This is a genomic window from Actinosynnema sp. NPDC023658, from assembly GCF_040639995.1.
Lineage (GTDB): Bacteria > Actinomycetota > Actinomycetes > Mycobacteriales > Pseudonocardiaceae > Actinosynnema.
Genome location: NZ_JBFAAX010000074.1, coordinates 1 through 20,034 on the forward strand (window position 1 = coordinate 1; position 20,034 = coordinate 20,034).

Annotated in this window: 17 protein-coding genes; 9 read left to right on the forward strand and 8 right to left on the reverse strand. The window is 72.0% G+C overall.

Annotated features, from left to right (window positions below; genetic code table 11):
* Positions 1-161: 161 nt before the first annotated feature.
* Positions 162-620, reverse strand: a complete 459-nt coding sequence (locus tag AB0G02_RS11975) for an Lrp/AsnC family transcriptional regulator (protein ID WP_360792836.1) — start codon at positions 618-620, stop codon at positions 162-164.
* A gap of 93 nt (positions 621-713) precedes the next feature.
* Between AB0G02_RS11975 and AB0G02_RS11980 the strand changes: the two genes are divergently transcribed.
* From AB0G02_RS11980 to AB0G02_RS11990, 3 genes are all read left to right on the forward strand, one after another.
* Positions 714-1,547, forward strand: coding sequence for an LLM class flavin-dependent oxidoreductase (locus tag AB0G02_RS11980; RefSeq protein ID WP_360792838.1), 834 nt, complete (start codon positions 714-716; stop codon positions 1,545-1,547).
* Entirely contained in the window at positions 1,544-1,960 is a 417-nt protein-coding gene (locus AB0G02_RS11985) for a nucleoside deaminase (RefSeq protein ID WP_360792840.1), read from the forward strand. The genes AB0G02_RS11980 and AB0G02_RS11985 overlap by 4 nt, the downstream gene beginning before the upstream one ends.
* Positions 1,961-2,258: 298 nt before the next feature.
* A complete protein-coding gene (locus AB0G02_RS11990) occupies positions 2,259-2,930 on the forward strand; it encodes a lytic polysaccharide monooxygenase auxiliary activity family 9 protein (protein WP_360792842.1) in 672 nt (223 codons plus the stop codon).
* Positions 2,931-3,078: 148 nt separating this feature from the next.
* Here AB0G02_RS11990 and manA read toward each other — a convergent pair whose 3' ends face one another.
* The 5 genes from manA to AB0G02_RS12015 form a co-directional block, all read right to left on the reverse strand.
* Complete coding sequence (gene manA, locus AB0G02_RS11995; RefSeq protein ID WP_360792844.1) at positions 3,079-4,182, reverse strand: mannose-6-phosphate isomerase, class I; 1,104 nt, start codon at positions 4,180-4,182, stop codon at positions 3,079-3,081.
* Positions 4,183-4,191: 9 nt separating this feature from the next.
* Positions 4,192-5,148, reverse strand: coding sequence for an ROK family protein (locus AB0G02_RS12000; protein ID WP_360792846.1), 957 nt, complete (start codon positions 5,146-5,148; stop codon positions 4,192-4,194).
* Between the two features lie 158 nt (positions 5,149-5,306).
* On the reverse strand, positions 5,307-6,287 hold the full coding sequence (gene mgrA / locus AB0G02_RS12005; RefSeq protein WP_360792848.1) for an L-glyceraldehyde 3-phosphate reductase: 981 nt from the start codon (positions 6,285-6,287) through the stop codon (positions 5,307-5,309).
* Positions 6,288-6,312: 25 nt separating this feature from the next.
* Entirely contained in the window at positions 6,313-7,137 is an 825-nt protein-coding gene (locus AB0G02_RS12010) for a substrate-binding domain-containing protein (RefSeq protein WP_360792850.1), read from the reverse strand.
* Positions 7,134-9,584 carry a glycoside hydrolase family 2 protein gene (locus AB0G02_RS12015; RefSeq protein WP_360792852.1) on the reverse strand — a complete coding sequence of 817 codons (2,451 nt, stop codon included), beginning with the start codon at positions 9,582-9,584 and terminating at the stop codon, positions 7,134-7,136. Before AB0G02_RS12015 ends, AB0G02_RS12010 begins: the two co-directional genes overlap by 4 nt.
* Before the next feature lie 120 nt (positions 9,585-9,704).
* Here AB0G02_RS12015 and AB0G02_RS12020 point away from each other — a divergent pair, with 120 nt between their 5' ends.
* The 3 genes from AB0G02_RS12020 (at position 9,705) to AB0G02_RS12030 (ending at position 12,995) form a co-directional block, all read left to right on the forward strand.
* Positions 9,705-11,729 carry an alpha-galactosidase gene (locus AB0G02_RS12020; RefSeq protein WP_360792854.1) on the forward strand — a complete coding sequence of 675 codons (2,025 nt, stop codon included), beginning with the start codon at positions 9,705-9,707 and terminating at the stop codon, positions 11,727-11,729.
* Positions 11,730-11,832: 103 nt separating this feature from the next.
* Positions 11,833-12,210: an OB-fold nucleic acid binding domain-containing protein gene (locus AB0G02_RS12025; RefSeq protein ID WP_360792856.1), complete on the forward strand. Its 378-nt coding sequence runs from the start codon at positions 11,833-11,835 to the stop codon at positions 12,208-12,210.
* The gene (locus AB0G02_RS12030) at positions 12,207-12,995 is read left to right on the forward strand and encodes a DUF3159 domain-containing protein (protein WP_360792858.1); all 789 of its coding nucleotides are present in this window, start codon (positions 12,207-12,209) and stop codon (positions 12,993-12,995) included. Before AB0G02_RS12025 ends, AB0G02_RS12030 begins: the two co-directional genes overlap by 4 nt.
* 292 nt (positions 12,996-13,287) lie before the next feature.
* Here AB0G02_RS12030 and AB0G02_RS12035 read toward each other — a convergent pair whose 3' ends face one another.
* Positions 13,288-13,944 carry a TrkA family potassium uptake protein gene (locus tag AB0G02_RS12035; RefSeq protein WP_360792860.1) on the reverse strand — a complete coding sequence of 219 codons (657 nt, stop codon included), beginning with the start codon at positions 13,942-13,944 and terminating at the stop codon, positions 13,288-13,290.
* On the reverse strand, positions 13,945-14,607 hold the full coding sequence (locus AB0G02_RS12040) for a TrkA family potassium uptake protein (RefSeq protein WP_360792862.1): 663 nt from the start codon (positions 14,605-14,607) through the stop codon (positions 13,945-13,947). It lies immediately after the preceding gene.
* 83 nt (positions 14,608-14,690) lie between these two features.
* On the opposite strand from AB0G02_RS12040, the gene AB0G02_RS12045 reads away from it, so the two are divergent.
* The 3 genes from AB0G02_RS12045 to dxs all read left to right on the forward strand — a co-directional run bounded on the left by AB0G02_RS12045 (position 14,691) and on the right by dxs (position 19,899).
* Positions 14,691-16,706, forward strand: a complete 2,016-nt coding sequence (locus tag AB0G02_RS12045; protein ID WP_360792864.1) for an amino acid permease — start codon at positions 14,691-14,693, stop codon at positions 16,704-16,706.
* Positions 16,703-17,932, forward strand: a complete 1,230-nt coding sequence (locus tag AB0G02_RS12050; protein ID WP_360792866.1) for a class I SAM-dependent RNA methyltransferase — start codon at positions 16,703-16,705, stop codon at positions 17,930-17,932. The genes AB0G02_RS12045 and AB0G02_RS12050 overlap by 4 nt, the downstream gene beginning before the upstream one ends.
* Before the next feature lie 74 nt (positions 17,933-18,006).
* Positions 18,007-19,899: a 1-deoxy-D-xylulose-5-phosphate synthase gene (dxs, locus tag AB0G02_RS12055; protein WP_360792868.1), complete on the forward strand. Its 1,893-nt coding sequence runs from the start codon at positions 18,007-18,009 to the stop codon at positions 19,897-19,899.
* Positions 19,900-20,034: the final 135 nt, after the last annotated feature.

Genomic DNA, 20,034 nt, shown 5'->3' on the forward strand with positions numbered 1-20,034 from the left:
TCTCGGAGTACCGGGACACCTGCCCGCACTCCTGACCCACCCGTCCGGGCCTGGTCCCGGTGGGAGGACGCCGTCGCGCCCGGTCGACGCGTGCCCGGGAAGCCCCGCCTCCCCGACGGTGGACAGGTGCCGCGCCCCGTGGTCCGTGCCGGGACGTGCGCTCAGGCCGGGTCCGCGGACGGGGACACGCCCCGGTACGGCAGGGTCTGGCTGTAGACGATGTTCGTGGTCGTGCTGCCGAACCCGATCAGGTCGTTGACGACCCGCTCCAGGTGCGGCATGGACGTGGCGGCGACCTTGAGCGTGTAGCAGTCGTCGCCCGTGGTGCGCAGGCACTCGACGATCTCGGGGCGTTCGGCGAGCAGCGCGTGCAGCGGCTCGTGCCGGTTGCCGGGGTACTTCAGGCGGACGACGGCGAGCACCGCGAAGCCGACCGCGGCCAGGTCCACCTCGGCCCGGTAGCCGGTGATGACGCCGGCGGACTCCAGCCTGCGGACGCGTTCGGTGGTCGCGGACGCGCTCAGGTTCACCCGACGGCCCAGCTCGCTGAACGCGATCCGGCCGTCGCGTTGCAGCTCACCGAGGATGGCCCAGTCCGTCGGATCGAGGTTCACGGTCACCGGCCCACTTTACCGGGGAATCCACGGCGAACCGGCCTCGACACCGGTGGAAGTCTCTTCAGGATCGCTCGACGGCCGCCTAGCCTTGATCAGGTGCAGATCGGTGTGAACGTCCCGAACTTCGGCCCGGGCACCTCGCCGGACGTGCTGCGGGACTGGGCGCGGACGGTGGAGGGTCTCGGCTTCGACCTCCTGATGGTGTCCGACCACGTGGCGGTGACGCCGGACGTGGCCGAGCAGTACCCGGCCCCGTTCTACGAGCCGTTCACCGCGCTGGCGTGGCTGGCCGGGGTGACGTCGCGGATCCGCCTCGGCACCACCGTGCTGGTGCTGCCGTACCGGCACCCGCTGCTGGTGGCGCGGATGGCGGCGAACCTGGACGACCTGTCGGGCGGTCGGTTCGTGCTCGGCGTCGGCGTCGGGTGGGCGCGGCAGGAGTACGAGGCGCTGGGCGTGCGCTTCACCGACCGCGGCCGGTTGACCGACGAGGGGCTGCGGGTGGTGCGCGAGGCGTGGCGGGACTCGGCGGACTACCGGGCCGGGCGGATCCCGATCTGGGTGGGCGGGCACTCCGACGCGGCGCTGCGGCGGGCCGTGCGGCTGGGGGACGCGTGGCACGGCCTGCGCCTCACGCCGTCGGCGTTCCGGGAGGCGTTGGGGCGCTTGGAGGTCATCGCGGCGGAGGAGGGAAAACCCCTGCCCGCGTTGACACCGCGCATCCTGCTGCACATCACGTCCGACGAGGCGGGGCCCGAGCGGCGGTTGGGCGAGGGGACGGTGGCGCAGGTCGTCGCCGACCTGGCGGAGCTGCGTTCGCTGGGCGCTCAGGCCGTGGTGCTCGACCCGTTCGTCGGTGATCCACGAGAAACACTCGACCCCGAGGTCGCATGGCAGGCGCTGGCCACCGTGCGGAAGGAGTTCCGATGAGTTCACCGCACTTGCGCAGGGCGATCGAGCTGGCGGCCGAGGCCCGTGCCGCGGGCAACCCGCCGTTCGGGTCGTTGCTGGTGGGGCCGGGCGGCGCGGTGCTGGCGGAGGAGCGCAACACCAGCGTCACCGACGACGACATCACCGCGCACCCGGAGTTGAAGCTGGCGCGGTGGGCAGCGCGGACGCTCACGCCGGAGGTCGCGGCGGGGACGACGATGTTCACCAGTTGCCAGCCGTGCGGGATGTGCGTCGGCGCGATCGAGCGGTCGGGGCTGGGGCACGTGGTGTTCGCGCTGTCGACCGAGCAGCTGAACGCGGTCAAGCCGGGTGGCGGTTTCGCGCCCGTGCCGCAGGAGGGGCCGTCGCTGCTGGAGGAGGCCACCGCCGTCGTCGCCGGCTACTACCGCTGAGGGGTGCACGTTCCGAGCGTTCAACTCAGGTGTTCTGAGCGTAGGACTCTCGCGTCGTGAACGTAGGACTCTCGCGGTCTGGAGGTAGGACACGCGTGACCTGGAGGTAGGACACGCGTGGGCCCAAGGGGGGTCGGGGGGCCGTTCGGGGGTGGGGGTTCGGCTGTTCGGACGCCGTCCGGGCCCGAAAGAGCTTCGAGCGCTTATGGGGTTCACAGACTGTGTCCGATTCGCTACCTTGGGATCTGGGAGCGCTCCCAGTCCGTAGTCGGTTTTTCCTCAACGTGGAGGACAACACATGACCTTCAGACGCGGTATCCGCTCGGTGATCGGCGTCTTCACCTCGGTCTTGGCGGTCCTCGCCGCCGGCGTGGTCGTCCTGGTGGGCGCATCCGGTGTCGCGAGCGCCCACGGCTCGGTCACCGATCCGCCGTCGCGCAACTACGGCTGTTGGCAGCGCTGGGGCAGCGACCACCTGAACCCGAACATGGGTCAGACCGACCCGATGTGCGCTCAGGCCTGGAAGACCGACCCGAACGCGATGTGGAACTGGAACGGCCTGTACCGCAACGGTGTCGGCGGCAACCACCAGGGCGCCCTGCCGAACGGCCAGCTCTGCAGCGGTGGCCTGACCGAGAGCGGCCGGTACCGCGCGCTCGACACGGTCGGCGCCTGGAACACCACCACCAAGCCGCGCCAGTTCACCCTGACGATCACGGACCAGGCGAAGCACGGCGCCGACTACCTGCGCATCTACATCACGCGCCAGGGCGTCGACACCACGACCACGCCGTTGCGCTGGAGCGACCTGGAGCTGGTCACCACGACCGGCCGCTACGGCACCACGGGTCTCTACCAGGCCCAGGTGAACGCGGGCAGCCGCACCGGCCGGCACACGATCTTCACGATCTGGCAGGCGAGCCACATGGACCAGGCGTACTACCTGTGCAGTGACGTGAACTTCCAGTAATCCCCCCTGCGGCACGACCTCCCGGTGAGACCCCGGGATCGCAGGAACAACGAGCACGTGGGTGCGGCAGCGTCGCCGCACCCACGTGCTCGTCTTCATGCCGCCGGCCGTCGATCATTGGTGTTGCCCTGGACGTGAGTCGCCTGTGTCAGTCGGTCAGGTTCGTGGTGGCCCAGAACGCTTCGCCGTCGCCGGCGACCTCCGCGGCGTTCGCGCTGTGCGGCAGGAACGCCGACTCACCGCCGCCCAGCGCGACGACCTCGCCGTCACGGCGGACGACGATGGAACCCTTGGTGCACAGGAGGAGTTGCGGTCCACCGCCGGGCAGGGCGGCGCCCGGCCGCACGGCGTGCAGGCGGAACTCCGGGTCCGGCGTCCGGTAAGTCCTCAGTGGACCGTCGCCCTCGCCGTCGAGGACCACCGCGGGTCCGGTCCGGTGGTCGACCAGTGACAGCACGGCGTGCGCGTCCACCGGCTTGGTGGTCAGGCCCGCGCGCACCACGTTGTCGGAGTTCACCATCAGCTCGACGCCCGTGCCCCGCAGGTGCGCGTGCAGCACGCCCGCGCCGACGTAGACCGCCTGCCCCGGCCGCAGCTTCACCGCGTTGAGCAGCAGCGCGGCCACCACGCCCACGTCCGCCGGGTAGGACTCGGCCAGCTCAGCGACGTGCGCGAGCGCGGGCACGCGGGCCGACGCGGCGGCCACCTCGGCCACCACGCCCGCGTCGGCGGAGCACAGCGCCCAGCGCAGCGCGGCCCACGGGTCGCAGACCGCGAGCGCCGCCCGCATCGGGGCCAACGACTCCACGCCCAGCACGTCCAGCAGCGCCACCGCGTCGGCGGGGCGGCGGAAGCCGGACAGGGTCTCGAACTCGGTCAGCGCGAGCAGGACCTCGGGCTTGGCGCGGTCGTCGCGGTAGCCGTGCTCGACGAACCCGACCGCCGCCTGCTCGCGGTTCGGGTGCACCTGCAGGGACAGCGGCGCGTCCACGGCCAGCACCTTGAGCAGGAACGGCAGGCGCGGCCCGAACGCGGCCAGGCTGTCCGGCCCGAGCAGCCCGGCCGGGTTGGCCGCGAGGTAGGCGTCCAGCGGCACGCCGGAGTCGGCCAGCCGCGAGGGGTCGTCGGGGTGCGCGCCGATCCACAGCTCGGCCTGCGGCACGGCGCTGGGCGACGGCTCGCCGCGCAGTTCCGCGATCGCGGTCCGCGAACCCCAGTGGTACTCCCGGACGATGGTCTCCAGCTTGCGCACGGCGTTCCCTCAGATCCCCACGGGCACGGACGGGACGCGGTCGCCCGCGAGCAGCGCCGCGGCGCCGATGAGGCCCGAGTCGACGCCCAACGTCGCCGGGCACACCTCGACCCGGCGCATGAAGTCCAACCCCGCGTAGTCCGCGAGCGGATCGGTGACGGCGGGTTCCAGCAGGTCCCAGGCCTGCGCCACACCGCCGCCGATGACCACTCGGTCGATCTCGCACAGCGCGGAGGCGACCGTGATGACCTGGGCGACCGCCGCGCCGGACCGCCGGAACGCCGCCCGCGCGGTCGGGTCGCCGGCCCGCGCCGTGGCGGCGAGCGCGACGCCGTCGGCCGTGCCGCCGAGCGGCTGCCAGCCCTGCTCCAGCGCCCACCGCACCATCGACGGGCCGCTGGCGATGGCCTCGGAGCAGCCGTTCGCGCCGCACCCGCACAGGGGGCCCGCCGGGTCGACCACGAAGTGCCCGACGTGACCGGCGTTGCCGGTGGTGCCGAAGTGCGGCCGGCCGCCGAAGACGAACCCGCCGCCGATGCCGGTGGACACGACCATGCCGAGCAGGCACTCGCTGCCCCGCCCGTTGCCGTGGTGGTACTCGGCCAGCGCCATGCACAGCGCGTCGCCGCCGAGCCGGACCGGCACGCCGGGCAGCAGGTCCCCGACGCGGGCGGTGATCGGGAAGTCGCGCCAGCCGGGGATGTTCACCGGGCTGATCGTGCCCGTGCGCAGGTCCATCGGCGCGGCCGAGGCGATGCCCGCCCCCAGCACGACGCGGTCCGCGGCGGCGGCGAGCAGGTCGTCCAGGACGCCCGCGAGGCCGGCCCAGACGGTGTCCGCGTCACCGGCCGGCGTCGGCGCGGTGCGGCGGGCCAGGACGGTGCCGTCGGACCCGACCAGCGCCGCGGCGAGCTTCGTGCCGCCGATGTCGATGGCGACCGCGACCGGGTCGAGTGCTTGCCCCATGGACTTAGTTAAGCGGTTAAGCAAAGTTTCGTCAAGAGGGGTTGACGTCCCGATCGGACCGCGGCTACGCCACCGCATCCGTCGAGGTGGAACGGTTGTGCCGACCGAGCCGAGGCTGTGGTGAAGCGGTTCATCACAGCCCCGGTCCGGTCCGCCGCCTACAGGTGCCGCTCGATCTCGGCCAGCTCGTCGGCGTCGAACTCCAGGTTCGCCGTCGCGGCCACGTTGTCCTCCAGCTGCTTCACGCTGGACGCGCCGACCAGCGCGGAGGTGACGTTGCGCAGCACCCACGCGATCGCCAGCTGCGCCAGCGTCTGCCCGCGCCGCTTCGCGATGTCGTTCAACGCCCGCACCTTCGCCAGCGTCGCGTCGTCCAGGTTGGACGCCGACAGGAACGGCGAGGCCCCCGCCGCCCGCGACCCCTCCGGCACGCCGTCGAGGTAGCGGTCGGTCAGCACGCCCTGCGCCAGCGGCGAGAACGCGATGCTGCCCGCGCCGACCTCGGCCAGCACGTCGAGCAGGCCGTCCTCGACCCACCGGTTGAACATCGAGTAGGACGGCTGGTGGATCAGCAGCGGCGTGCCCAGCTCGCGCAGCACGCGGGCGGCCTGCGCGGTCTGCTCGGCCGAGTAGTTGGAGATGCCGACGTAGAGCGCCTTGCCCTGCCGCACCACGGAGTCCAGCGCGGCCATCGTCTCCTCGACGGGCGTGTCCGGGTCGGGCCGGTGGTGGTAGAAGACGTCCACGTAGTCCAGGCCGAGCCGGCGCAACGACTGGTCCAGCGAGCCGACCAGGTACTTGCGGGAGCCCCACTCGCCGTACGGGCCGTTCCACATGTGGTAGCCGGCCTTGGTGGACACCAGGATCTCGTCCCGGTACGGCCGGAAGTCCTGGGCGAACAGCCGGCCGAAGTTCTCCTCGGCGCTGCCGGGCGGCGGACCGTAGTTGTTGGCCAGGTCGAAGTGCGTCACGCCGAGGTCGAAGGCGCGGCGCAGGATGGCCCGCTGGCCGTCCAGGTGCTTGTCGTGGCCGAAGTTGTGCCACAGGCCCAGCGACACGGCGGGCAGCTTGAGGCCGCTGCGACCGGATCGGCGGTAGGGCATGGCGTCGTACCGCGACTCGGCGGCGTGGTGGGTCATGGGGATCCTTTGCCGGGGTGGTGCGTCAGCGGGTGCTTTCCCTCGCGACGAGCGTGGGCTTGGGCGACCAGCGCTCCGCGACGACCTGGCCGTCGACGAGTTCCAGCACGGACTCGGCGACGGTGATGCCGAACTGGTGCACGTCCACGCTCATGGTGGTCAGCGCCGGTGACGCGAGCCGGCACAGGGACGAGTCGTCCCACGCGACCAGGCTGAGCCGGTCGGGCACGGTGAAGCCGAGTTCCTTGGCGACGCTCAGACCCGCCACGGCCATCACGTCGTTGTCGTAGAGGATCGCGGTGGGCGGCTCGGGCGCGCTGAGCAGCGCCGTGGTGAGCTTCGCGCCGGACTCCTCGGAGTAGTCGCCCTCCAGCACGACGGGCTCGATGCCCGCCCGCGCGCACCCCTCGACCAGGGCGGTGGTGCGCGCCCTGGTGTGCAGCAGCGCGTTCGGCCCGCTGACCCGGGCGATGCGGCGGTGCCCGAGGTCGAGCAGGTACGACAGCGCCTCGCGCACGGGGCCCGCGTCGTCGGTGCGGACCGCGGGCACGGCCAGCTCGTCCGGCTCGCCCACGTACAGCGCGGGCAGGCCCATCTCCCGCAGCATCGCCGGGCGGTGGTCGTCCACGGTGCGGTTCACCACCACGACCGCGTCGACCACACCGCCCGCCGCCCACCGGCGGTAGGCGGCGATCTCGGCGTCCTCGGTGCCCACGATGTGCAGCAGCACGGACCGGTCGTTCTCGGCCAGCCGCTCCTCGATGCCCGCGATGAACTCCATGAAGAACGGCTCCGCGCCCAGCAGCCGCGCGGGGCGGGCCAGGACGAGGCCGACGGAGCCGGTCGTCATGTCCGCACCGCGCTGAGGCCGTTGGCCGAGCGCAGCACCAGCGGGCCGGTGAGCGCCGACGGGTCGGGCAGGTCGGCGGAGGTCCGGACCAGGAACGAGTGCGACCGGCCCGCGGGCAGCGTGATCAGGTCGTCGTCCACGACGGCGTCCTCGGCCACCCGGTCGGCCAGCACGGCGACGTCGCGGGCGAAGGAGGACGCGGTGACGTCGACCCGGTAGCCCTCGGCCACCCGGTGCACCTCGGCGGTGAGCGGCGCGGGGTCGTAGGACAGCTCCAGGTCCTCCCGGAACAGGTGCGCGGTGCGCGCGTCGGCCGTGCTCACCACCAGCACCTCCCCCTTCGCGTCGCCCGGCGTGACCAGCTCGGCCGCCAGGTCGAGTCGCGCGACCGACCTCGCCGGCACGTCGAGCGGGAGTTTAGCCGTCGCGAGCGCGTCACCGGCGAAGGTCTGCCGCTCGACCGCGACGTCACCGGTCCAGGCCTCGTCGGTGTCGTTGACGGCGATGAGGACGTCCACGCCGTCGCGCGGCTGGACGGTCAGCAACCGCGGCGCGAAGGCGTGCTTGAGCGCGTAGTACAGCGGCTTGGGGCGCTCGTCGCCGTCGATCGCCGCCCAGGACGTGACCGGCCAGCAGTCGTTGAGCTGCCACACCAGCGCGCCCGCCGTGCGGGGCCAGTGCGAGCGGAAGTGCTCGACGCCGAACGCGACCGCGCGGGCCTGGTTGAGCTGGGTCGCCCAGTGCCAGTCCTCGAACTCCCGCGGCGCGGGCAGGTGCGGCGCGAGGCCGCGGTCGAGCTTGCCGTTGCCGTCCTCGGCCTTCTGGTGCAGCAGGAACGCGGGCGAGGTCGGCGTCATCGGCTCGTCGTGCACCCACTTGGTGAGCGTGGCCCACGTCGGCGGGCCCTGGAAGCCGAACTCCGAGCAGAACCGCGGCGTGGAGTCGCGGTAGTGGGTGTAGTCGATCCGGTTCCAGACCTCCCACTCGTGGCGGGTGCCGTGGGTGTCCTCGTTCGGGTGCAGCCCCTCACCGGGGCTGTACGGGCTGCCCGGCGAGTAGTGCCTGGTCGGGTCGAGCTCGGCGACGATCGCCGGCAGCAGCTCGGTGTAGTAGCGCAGACCCCAGGAGCGGCCTCCCAGCGCCTCCTCCCAGCCCCAGTCCGCGAAGCCCCAGAGGTTCTCGTTGTTGCCGTTCCACAGCGCCAGGGAGGCGTGCGAGGTCAGCCGGGCGACGTTCTCTCGGGCCTCGGCCTCGACCTCCTCCCACAGCGGCGACTCCTCGGCGTAGGCGGCGCAGGCGAACAGGAAGTCCTGCCAGACCAGCACACCGCGCTCGTCGCAGACGTCGTAGAAGTCCTCGGTCTCGTAGATCCCGCCGCCCCAGATCCGGAGCATGTTCATGTTCGCCGCGACGGCCTGGTCGACCCGGCGGGCCAGGCGGTCGCGGGTGACGCGGGTGAGGAAGTGGTCGTCCGGGATCCAGTTGGCGCCCTTGGCGAACACCGGCTTGCCGTTCACGACGAAGGTGAACGGGGCACCGACCTCGTCGGGCGTCGTGTCGACGGTGATGGTGCGGAACCCGATGCGGCGGTCGGTGGCGTCCACCTCGTCGTCACCGGAGCGGAGGGCGACGTGCAGGTCGTAGAGCGGGTGGTCGCCGTAGCCCACGGGCCACCACAGGTCCACCTCGGGCACGTCGACGGTCACCACGGCGGAGTCGCCCTCGACGCGCACGCGCTGCTCGACGCCGGCCACGGAGGCGAGCACGGTCAGGTCGGCGTCCGCGGCGGCGCGGTCGACCTCGACGTGCACCTCCACGCGGCCCGTGCCGTCCTCGGTCACGGTCACCAGCGGGCGCACCTGCGCGAGACGCGCCCCGGTCCAGCGCTCCAGCCGGACGGGCTTCCAGATGCCGGCCGTCTGCAGGTCGGGGCCCCAGTCCCAGCCGAACGAGCAGGCCATCTTGCGCACCGCGTTCATCGGGTGCGGGTAGGCGCGGTCGCGCCACCCCAGCTCGGCCTCCTGCTCCTCGGCGTAGGCCAGGGCGGAGCGGAAGGTGACGACGAGTTCGTTCGCGCCGTCCCTGAGGTCGTCGCGCACGTCGAACCGGTAGGAGCGGAACATGTTCGCGGTGCGGCCGAGCAGCCGGCCGTTCAGCTCGACCGAGGCGACGGTGTCGAGGCCGTCGAACGCGAGCTCGACCTTCTCCCCCGGCGCGGCGGCCTCGGCCTCGAACGTCAGGGCGTAGCGCCAGTCGGCGCGGTGCATCCACGCCAGCTCGGCCTCGTTGGTGTCGAGGTAGGGCTCCGGGATGAGGTTCGCCGCGAGGAGGTCGAGGTGCGTGCTGCCGGGGACGACGGCGGGGACGTCGCGGTCGGCGACGGCCGCGGGGATCGGCCCGCCCACCGCGCTGAGACGCCACCCGTCGTGCAAGGTCCTGCGGATCATCGTTCCTCTTTCCGGCGGCGGCGGTGGGTTTCCTGCCGTGTGACATTCAAGGTATGGCGATTCTTACGCCAGCAACTAAAGTAAGTCAACGAGGTTCACCGCCAGAGAGGAACACCACAAGTGGCAGACGTGAAGCACCTGCGAGCAGCGGGTGTGAGCCTGGTGCTCGACTTCTCCGGGGGCACCCTTCCCCGGGTCCGCCACTGGGGCGCGGATCTGGGCGGGCTCGACCCGGTGGAGCTGGACGCCGTGCTGTCGGTCCAGGAGCCGCACCCCATCGGGTTCTCCGTGGACGGTGGGGTCGACGTGGCCGTGCTGCCCGAGCAGTCGGCGGGGTGGCTGGGCACGCCCGGCATCGTCGGAAACCGGGGCGGCCGCGACTTCTCGACCGCGTTCCGCGTCGTGGCGGTGGACGGCGTGGACGGCGGCGCCGGTGAGCTGACCGTGCGGGCGGTCGACGAGGTCGCCGCGCTCGGGCTGGAACTGGTCGTGGAACTCACGGCTTCCGGGCTCGTGCGGCAGCGGGCGGTGTTGACCAACACCGGGTCGTCGGACTTCACCGTGGACGCGGTGAACCTGACCCTGCCGGTGCCGGCGCAGGCCGTGGAGATCCTGGACTTCACCGGGCGGTGGACGCGCGAGCGCAGCCCGCAGCGCACCCGGTGGACGCACGGCCTGCGCGTGCGGGAGAACCGGACCGGCCGGACAGGCTTCGACTCCGCGTACCTGTTCGCCGCGGGCACCGCCGGGTTCGGCAACCGGTCGGGCGAGATCTGGGCCGTGCACACGGCCTGGTCGGGCAACCACCGGACGTTCGCCGAGCGCACCTACCACTCGGTGTCGCTGCTCGGATCCGGCGAGCTGCTGCTGTCCGGCGAGGTGGTGCTGGGCGCGGGTGAGTCGTACTCGTCGCCGTGGCAGTACGCCTCCTACGGGCACGGGTTGGACGAGGTGTCGGCGCGGTTCCACCGCCACCTGCGGTCGCGGCCGTCGCACCCGACCTCGCCGCGGCCGGTCGTGGTGAACACGTGGGAGGCCGTCTACTTCGACCACGACCTCGACCGGTTGAAGGCGCTGGCGGACGCGGCGGCCGGCGTCGGCGCGGAGCGGTTCGTGCTGGACGACGGCTGGTTCGGCTCGCGGCGCGACGACCGGCGCGGCCTGGGCGACTGGTACGTGTCGGACGAGGTGTGGCCGGACGGCCTCGGGCCGCTGACCGACCACGTCACCGGGCTCGGGATGGAGTTCGGCATCTGGGTCGAGCCGGAGATGGTGAACCCGGACTCGGACCTGGCGCGGGCGCACCCGGACTGGGTGATGGCCGCCGGCGACCGGCTGCCCGGCACGGCGCGGTCCCAGCAGGTGCTCGACCTGGCCCGGCCGGAGGCGTTCGCCCACATCCTGGAGCGGTTGGACGACCTGCTGTCCACCTACCCCGTGTCCTACCTGAAGTGGGACCACAACCGGGACCTGGTCGACGCCGGGCACCGGCCGACCGGGCGGGCCGGGGTGCACGGCCAGACGCTGGCCGTCTACCGGCTGCTGGACGAGCTGCGGCGGCGTCACCCCGGGGTGGAGGTCGAGTCGTGCTCGTCCGGCGGCGGCCGGATCGACCTGGAGGTGCTGGAGCGCACCGACCGGGTGTGGGTGTCGGACTGCATCGACGCGCTGGAGCGGCAGTCGATGCAGCGGTGGACGAACGCGCTGATCCCGTTGGAGCTCATGGGGACGCACGTGGGCGCGGGGTCGTCGCACACGACGCACCGGCAGCACCCGATCGACTTCCGGGCCGGCACCGCGCTGTTCGGCCACTTCGGCATCGAGTGGGACCTGACGGCGGCGTCGGAGGCGGACCTGGAGCGGCTGCGGTCGTGGGTGGCGCTGTACAAGGAGCTGCGGCCCCTGCTGCACACCGGCGTGTCCGTGCACGGCGACCACCCGGACCCGGCGATCGAGGTGCACGGCGTGGTGGCGGAGGACGGCTCGGACGCCGTGTTCGCCATCGTCGCCCTGGCCACCTCCGCCTCGTACCCGCCGGGAGCGGTGCGCCTGCCGGGCCTGGCCCCCGACCGCTCGTACCGGGTGCGCCCCCTGGCGCCCGCCGACGTGCCGGACGGCAACGCGGACGACTGGGCGAGCTCATGACGGCAGATCCTCCCCCAGTCGGATACCCGGTCGGGTGCACCCGGTTACGCTGGCTGTTGGACGGGCTTCGTCGTCGAGGCCCCGCGCATTCCAGGAGTCGGGGATGACTGGTACTGGGGGTGGCTACTGGCGCCGCCTCGTGCGTCGGCTGACCACCGACGTGAGCGAGTTGGACGCCGACGACCTGTCCCGAAAAGCCGTGGCCATCGGGGCCATCCGCGCGTGTGACTGCAAGTCCGGTCAGGAGGTGACGGTGTTGGGCAGGTTGCGCAGCGTCGAGCTGTGCCCGCGTGACGCCGCCGCCACGTTGGAGGCGGAGTTGTACGACGGCACCGAGGGCGTGACGCTGGTCTGGCTGGGTCGACGCCGGATCGCGGGGATCGAGCCGGGGCGCACGATCAAGGCCAGGGGCCGGATCGCGGTGCGCGACGGCCGCAAGGTGCTCTACAACCCCTACTACGAGCTGCAGAACGCTTCATGACACAAGTGGACGAGTCCGAGAAGCAGCCCACCCTGCTCGAGCAGATGGGCGGCGTCAGCGGCCTGTTGTTCTCCTCGTTGCCGGTCGTGGTGTTCGTGCTGGTCAACGCGCTCGCCGGGCTCATGCCGGCCATCTGGAGCGCGCTGGCGTCGGCCGTGGTGATCGGCATCGTGCTGGCCGTGCGCAAGGGCTCCGTGCAGCCGGCCGTCTCGGCGGTCTTCGGCGTCGGCATCGCCGCGTTCATCGCCTACCGCACCGGTGACGCCAAGGGCTTCTTCCTGTTCGGCATCTGGCAGAGCCTCGTCTACGGCGGGGCGTTCGTGCTGTCGATCCTGGTCAGGTGGCCCCTGGCGGGCGTGATCTGGTCGTTCCTCAACGGCCAGGGCACGTCGTGGCGCAAGGACAAGGCCAACGTCCGCGACTACGACTTCGCCACGCTCGTGTGGGCGCTGGTCTTCTGCTCCCGGTTCGTGGTGCAGCGGTGGCTGTACGACGAGGGCGCGGTCGGCTGGCTGGCCGCGGCCAAGCTCGCCATGGGCTACCCGCTGATGGCGGTGGCGCTGGTCGCCACGGTCTGGGCGGTGCGCCGCTCCGACAAGCGCCTCAAGGCGGCGCTGGCGAAGGAGGAGGAAGAGAACCGGGAAGCCGAGGAACGCCTCCGCACCGAAGCCGCCGCCGAGGCCGTCGCTGAAGCCGCCGCCAAGGTGGAGCCGGACATCTACCAGCGGATGCTCGACGCCTCGACCGACCAGCGCACCCAAACGGCCCGCGCCGAGGAGCGCTAGTCACCAACCCGCAACGCGAAGCAGGGGTCCCCGCCAAGGGGACCCCTGCTTTGATTCTTCCGCAGTGAAACGACGAGCGACAGGCCCTCGTCACCGCCTGTGGACAACCGACACCCCTGTGGACAACCCCGCCGCCGCCCGCCCACCGGCGACGACCGAACCCGCGACTGCCGGACGGCCGGGCCACTGCGACCACCAGGCCGCCGCGACCACCGGACCGCCGGCATCGCCGGGCGGCCGGGACCGCCAAGCCGCCGCGGCCACCAAGTCGCCCCCACCGCCACCGCCGGGGTCAGTAACCCAACGCCGAACGGATCTCGCGCTCCACGTCAGCGGCCGCCACGAACAGCAGCTCGTCGCCGCCCTCCAGCGTGTCGTCGGGCGTCGGCACGATCACCCGACCGCCGCGCAGGATCGTCACCAGCGCCGCGTCACGCGGCAGCGCCAGCCCGTTCACCGGCGACCCCGCCAACGGCGTGTCAGCCGGGAGGGTGATCTCCACCAGGTTGGCCTGACCCTGGCGCAACGTCATCAGCCGCACCACGTCACCGACCGTCACGGCCTCCTCCACCAGCGCGGACAGGATGCGCGGCGTCGACACGGCCACGTCCACCCCCCACGACTCGGTGAACAGCCACTCGTTCGCCGGGTCGTTCACCCGCGCCACGACGCGCCGCACCGCGAACTCCGTCTTCGCCAGCAACGACACCACCAGGTTGACCTTGTCGTCACCGGTGGCGGCGATCACCACGTCGCACAGCTGCATCCCCGCGTCCTCCAGGGACGACAGCTCGCACGCGTCGGCCTGCACCCACTCGGCCTGCTCCACGGTGTGCGGCTCGAAGTGCGTGCGGTCCCGCTCGATCAGCATCACCTGGTGGCCGTCGGACACCAGCTCGGCCGCGATGGACCGACCCACCGCACCGGCACCCGCAATCGCGATACGCACTCAGCTCTCCTCGGGCGCGTGGGCCGCGGCGGCGGCCACATCGGTCACGGTGCCGGACAGGGCCGCCACGTACACCTGGTCGTCGGCCTGCAGCACGGTCTTGGCGTCGGGCAGCACGCCGGTGCCGAACCGCATCACGAACGCCACCCGGCAGCCGGTGGCTTCCTGCAGGTCACGCACCGTGCGGCCGACCCAGTCCTCGTGCAGCTCCAGCGGCAGGACGGCCACGGTGCCCGACGGGTCGCGCCACGCCGTCGCCGTGCCCTCGGGCAGCAGCATCCGCAGGAACCGGTCGGTGGACCACGGCACGGTGGCCACGGTCGGGATGCCCAGCCGCTCGTACACCGCGGCGCGCTTCTCGTCGTAGATCCGCGCGACCACCGCCTCGACGCCGAACGTCTCCCGCGCCACCCGGGCCGAGATGATGTTGGAGTTGTCGCCGCTGGACACGGCCGCGAACGCGCCCGCCCGCTCGATGCCCGCCTCGACCAGGACCCGCTGGTCGAAGCCGTTGCCGACGACCTGCTGGCCGTGGAAGTCGGGCCCGAGCCTGCGGAACGACTGCCCCTCCTTGTCGATCACCGCGACCTGGTGGCCCAGGCGCTCCAGTGCCTTGGCCAGGGACGAGCCCACCCGGCCACAGCCCATGATCACCACGTGCACGAAAGCCTCCTGAACGACGCCTACGGGAGAACCTACCCACGATTACTCCGACCAGGGGACCTGACCCCTTACGCTTTCGACCCGTGTCCAAGCTCGCAACCGCGACCAAGCGCCTGCTCGTCGGCAGGCCCTTCCGCAGCGACCGCCTAGCCCACACCCTGCTGCCCAAGCGCATCGCACTGCCGGTGTTCGCGTCGGACGCGATGTCGAGCGTGGCCTACGCCCCCGAGGAGATCTTCCTCGTGCTCTCGGTCGCGGGTCTGTCGGCGTACGCCGTGGCCCCGTGGGTCGGCGCGGTCGTCATCGTCGTGATGCTCACGGTCGTGGCGAGCTACCGGCAGAACGTGCACGCCTACCCGTCCGGCGGCGGCGACTACGAGGTCGCCACGGTCAACCTGGGGCGCAGAGCGGGCCTCACGGTCGCGAGCGCGCTGCTCGTGGACTACATCCTCACGGTGGCGGTCTCGATCTCCTCGGCCGCGGCGAACATCGGGTCGGCCGTGCCGTTCGTCGCCACCCACAAGGCCGCGTTCGCGGTCGCCGCGATCATCATCCTCACCGCGATCAACCTGCGCGGCATCCGCGAGTCCGGCACCGCCTTCGCCATCCCGACCTACGCGTTCATGGTCGGCATCATCCTGATGATCGGCTACGGCCTGTTCCGCGGGTTCGTCCTGGGCGACGAGATGCGCGCCGAGAGCGCCGGCCTGGAGCTGCGCGCCGGGGACGACCACCTCATGGGCCTGGCGTTCGTGTTCCTCGTGCTGCGGGCCTTCTCGTCCGGCTGCGCGGCCCTCACGGGTGTCGAGGCGATCAGCAACGGCGTGCCGGCGTTCCGCAAGCCGAAGGCCCGCAACGCGGCGACCACGCTGCTGCTGATGGGCGTGATCGCGGTCGTGATGCTGATGGGCCTGATCGTGCTGGCCCAGCTCACGGGCGTGAAGATCGCCGGCGACCCGGCCCACCAGCTGGTGAACGCCCCGCCCGGCTACGAGCAGAAGACGATGGTCGCCCAGATCGCGGGCGCGGTGTTCGACGGCTTCCCGGTCGGGTTCTTCTTCATCACCGTGGTCACCGCCCTGATCCTGGTCCTGGCCGCGAACACCGCGTTCAACGGCTTCCCGGTGCTCAGCTCGATCCTCGCCCAGGACCGCTACCTGCCGCGCCAGCTGCACACCCGCGGCGACCGGCTGGCGTTCAGCAACGGCATCGTCTTCCTCGCCGGCGCGGCGGTCGTGCTGGTCATCGCGTTCGACGCGGACGTCACCAAGCTCATCCAGCTCTACATCGTGGGCGTGTTCGTGTCGTTCACGATGAGCCAGACCGGGATGGTCCGGCACTGGAACCGGCTGCTCGCGAGCGAGACCGACCCGGTGGCCCGCCGCCGCATGCGCCGCTCGCAGGGCATCAACGCGTTCGGCCTCGTCATGACGGCGTCCGTGCTGGTCGTGGTGCTGATCACCAAGTTCACCCACGGCGCGTGGATCGCGATCGCCGCGATGGGCGCCCTCTACGCCCTGATGACCGCGATCCGCCGGCACTACGACCGGGTCGCGGAGGAGCTGCGCCAGCAGGAGCGGCAGAAGCTCCTGCCCGCCCGCAACCACGCCATGGTGCTCGTCTCCAAGCTGCACATGCCGACCCTGAGGGCCCTGGCGTACGCCAAGGCGACCCGGCCGGACATCCTGGAGGCCGTCACCGTGAACGTCGACGACGACGACACCCGCCAGCTCGTGCGGGAGTGGGAGAAGGAGAACTTCAAGGTGCCGCTGAAGGTGATCGAGTCGCCCTACCGCGAGATCACCAAACCGGTCCTGGACTACGTCAAGCGGGTCCGCACGGACAACCCCCGCGACGTGGTGACGGTGTTCATCCCGGAGTACGTGGTCGGCCACTGGTGGGAGCAGTTCCTGCACAACCAGAGCGCGCTGCGGCTCAAGGGCAGGCTGCTGTTCCAGCCGGGCGTGATGGTGACCAGCGTGCCGTGGCAGCTGGCCTCATCCTCGAAGGTGACCGACAAGGACGACCTCGTCGCGCCCGGCGCGATCCGGCGCGGCCTGGACAAGCGCGGACGACGCGACCAGAGGGACGGCAAGTGACGGCGACCTGGAAGCAGCGGTTGATCGAGGTCGAGGTCGGCGCGGTCGCCCACGGCGGGCACTGCGTGGCCCGGCACGAGGGCCGCGTCGTGTTCGTCCGCCACGCGCTGCCCGGTGAACGGGTGGTCGTGCGGATCACCGAGGACACCGGCGGCTCGTTCTGCCGCGGGGACGCCGTCGAGGTGCTCCAGGCGTCCCCGGACCGCGTGCAGCAGCCGTGCCCGTTCGCCGGGCCGGGCCTGTGCGGCGGCTGCGACTGGCAGCACGCCACGTGGCAGGCCCAGCGGGAGCTGAAGGCCGCCGTGGTCAGCGAGCAGCTCCACCGCCTCGCCAAGCTCGACTGGGAGGTCATCGTCGAGGACCTGCCCGGCGGGCCGACCGACTGGCGCACCCGGGTCCGGATGGCCGTCGGGCCGGACGGCCGCGCCGGGTTCCGCGCCCACCGCAGCCACCAGGTCATCCCGGTGGACGACTGCGTCATCGCCGCACCGGGCGCGCTGGACGGCGTTGTCGACCGCACGTGGCCGCCCAAGTCCGAGCTCGTCATCACCCGCGACGCGGGCGCGCAGGTGCACCTCACCGAGGTCGGTCCGCCGGTGGTGCGCCGCGGCCGTCCCGTGCCCGGCCCGTCGAGGCTGCGCCGAGGCAGCGGCACGGCCGCCGAACTGGCCGCGGGCCGCACCTGGAACCTCCGCGCGGACGGCTTCTGGCAGGTCCACCCGGCCGCCGCCGACACCTTCGCGGAGGTCGTCGGCGGCTGGGCCGACTGCCGCCCCGGCGACCGCGCCTGGGACCTGTACGGCGGCGTGGGCCTGTTCGCGTCCGTGCTGGCCGAGCAGGTCGGACCCGCCGGATCCGTCGCCGTGGTCGAGTCCTCGGAGCGCGCGGTGGCCGACGGCAAGCTCAACCTGTCCGACCAGCCGCAGGTCAGCTGGCACGTCGGCCGCACCGAAACGGTCATCGAGTCACCCGACTTCACCGACCAGCCGCCCGACGTGGTCGTCCTGGACCCGCCGCGCAAGGGCGCGGGCAAGGTCGTGGTCACCGCCATCGCCCGCAGCCGACCCGTCCGTGTGGTCTACGTCGCGTGCGACCCGGCCGCCCTGGCCCGCGACATCGCCGCCTTCGCCCAGCACGGCTACGAGTTGACGCAGCTCAGGGCGTTCGACGCGTTCCCCATGACCCACCACGTCGAGTGCATCGCCCTCCTCACGCCCGCTCGCTGAGCGGCGTCTCAGCCCGTGGTACGTAGACTGACCGGACGAATCGGGGACCCGAACCACAGGGCGAGGTGGAGCGCGTGACGCTGCTGGAATCCGTGCACGGACCGGCGGATCTGAAACGGCTGGCGACCGAGGAGCTGGTCAAGCTCGCGGAGGAGATCCGGCGCTTCCTGGTCGACAAGGTCTCCCGGACCGGCGGGCACCTCGGGCCCAACCTCGGTGTGGTCGAGCTGACCATGGCCGTGCACCGGGTCTTCGACTCGCCGCACGACTCGGTCGTCTTCGACACCGGTCACCAGAGCTACGTGCACAAGATCCTCACCGGTCGCCGCGAGGGCTTCGACACGCTCCGCCAGAAGGGCGGCCTGTCCGGCTACCCGTCGCGCGCCGAGAGCGAGCACGACATCGAGGAGAACAGCCACGCCTCGACCGCCCTGTCCTACGCCGACGGCCTGGCCAAGGCCTACCAGCTCGGCGGCCAGCGCCGGCACGTCGTCGCGGTCGTCGGGGACGGCGCCCTCACCGGCGGCATGTGCTGGGAAGCGCTCAACAACATCGCGTCCGGCACCGACCGGCCCGTGGTGATCGTGGTCAACGACAACGGCCGCTCCTACTCGCCCACCATCGGGGGCCTGGCCGACCACCTGTCGTCGCTGCGCCTGCAACCCGGCTACGAACGCGCGCTGGAACGCGGCCGGACCGCCCTTCAGGGCACCCCGTTCGTCGGCAAGCCCGTGTACGCCGCCCTGCACGCCGCCAAGCGCGGCATCAAGGACGCCCTCAGCCCGCAGGCCATGTTCGAGGACCTCGGCCTGAAGTACATCGGCCCCGTCGACGGCCACGACCACGCGACCCTCGAATCGGCCCTGCGCCGCGCCAAGTCGTTCGGCGGACCGGTCATCGTGCACACCGTCACCCGCAAGGGCAACGGCTTCGCGCCCGCCGAGAACCACGAAGCCGACCAGATGCACGCCACCGGCGTCATCGACCCCATCACCGGCGAGAACATCGGCCCGGCCAAGCGCACCTGGACCCACGTGTTCGCGGACGAGATCGCCACCCTCGGCGGCGAACGACCCGACCTCGTCGCCATCACCGCCGCCATGCGCGGCCCGACAGGCCTGGACAAGTTCGCCGGCCTCTACCCGGACCGCTGCTTCGACGTCGGCATCGCGGAGCAGCACGCCATGACCTCCGCCGCCGGCCTCGCCATGGGCGGCATGCACCCCGTGGTCGCCATCTACGCCACCTTCCTCAACCGCGCGTTCGACCAGCTCCTGATGGACGTCGCCATGCACAAGCAGGGCGTCACCGTCGTCCTCGACCGGGCGGGCATCACCGGCCCCGACGGCGCGTCCCACCACGGCATGTGGGACCTGTCCATCTGCGGCCTCATCCCCGGCATCCACGTCGCCGCACCCCGCGACGCCGCCTCGCTGCGCGAAGAGCTGCGCGAAGCCGTCCGCATCCCCGACGCGCCCTCCGTCGTCCGCTACCCGAAGGCCTCGGTCGGCCCCGACCTGCCCGCCCTGGAACGCGTCGGCACCGTCGACGTCCTCCACCGCTCCGGCGAGGACGTGCTGCTGGTCACCGTGGGCGCGTTCGGCGAACTCGGCCTGGCCGCCGCCCAGCGGCTGGCCGACCAGGGCATCGGCGTCACCGTGGTCGACCCGCGCTGGGTGTTCCCGGTGCCGTCCGAGCTGGTCGCGATGGCCTCCCGGCACCGCCTCGTGGTCACCGTCGAGGACGGCGGCCGGCACGGCGGCTTCGGCTGGGCCCTGGCCGCGGCGCTGCGCGACGCCTCCGTCGACGTCCCGCTGCGGGACCTGGCCATCCCGCAGGAGTTCCAGGTCCACGGCGAACGCGCCGAGGTGCTGACCGACATCGGCCTGACCGCGCAGGACGTGTCGCGGCGCATCACCGAGTGGGTCGCCGCCTCCGAACCGGCCGCCGTGGGCGCCGACAAGTAGCCGCAACGGCCCTCCTCCCACCGGAGGAGGGCCCACCCCACTTCGCCCGACTTCTCTCGACAAAGGGCTTCGTGTCATCCCGCCGACCTGGCTACGCCCAACCGCGCGTGTCAAGGGGGCGCTGTGAACCTCTTG

Bases quoted from the DNA above. Each gene is read 5' to 3' on its own strand.
- AB0G02_RS12010 (WP_360792850.1), bottom strand. From the start codon at position 7,137: ATGACGACCGGCTCCGTCGGCCTCGTCCTGGCCCGCCCCGCGCGGCTG.
- AB0G02_RS11990 (WP_360792842.1), top strand. From the start codon at position 2,259: ATGACCTTCAGACGCGGTATCCGCTCGGTGATCGGCGTCTTCACCTCG.
- AB0G02_RS12025 (WP_360792856.1), top strand. From the start codon at position 11,833: ATGACTGGTACTGGGGGTGGCTACTGGCGCCGCCTCGTGCGTCGGCTG.
- AB0G02_RS12000 (WP_360792846.1), bottom strand. From the start codon at position 5,148: ATGGGGCAAGCACTCGACCCGGTCGCGGTCGCCATCGACATCGGCGGC.
- AB0G02_RS11985 (WP_360792840.1), top strand. From the start codon at position 1,544: ATGAGTTCACCGCACTTGCGCAGGGCGATCGAGCTGGCGGCCGAGGCC.
- AB0G02_RS12015 (WP_360792852.1), bottom strand. From the start codon at position 9,584: ATGATCCGCAGGACCTTGCACGACGGGTGGCGTCTCAGCGCGGTGGGC.
- AB0G02_RS12030 (WP_360792858.1), top strand. From the start codon at position 12,207: ATGACACAAGTGGACGAGTCCGAGAAGCAGCCCACCCTGCTCGAGCAG.
- mgrA (WP_360792848.1), bottom strand. From the start codon at position 6,287: ATGACCCACCACGCCGCCGAGTCGCGGTACGACGCCATGCCCTACCGC.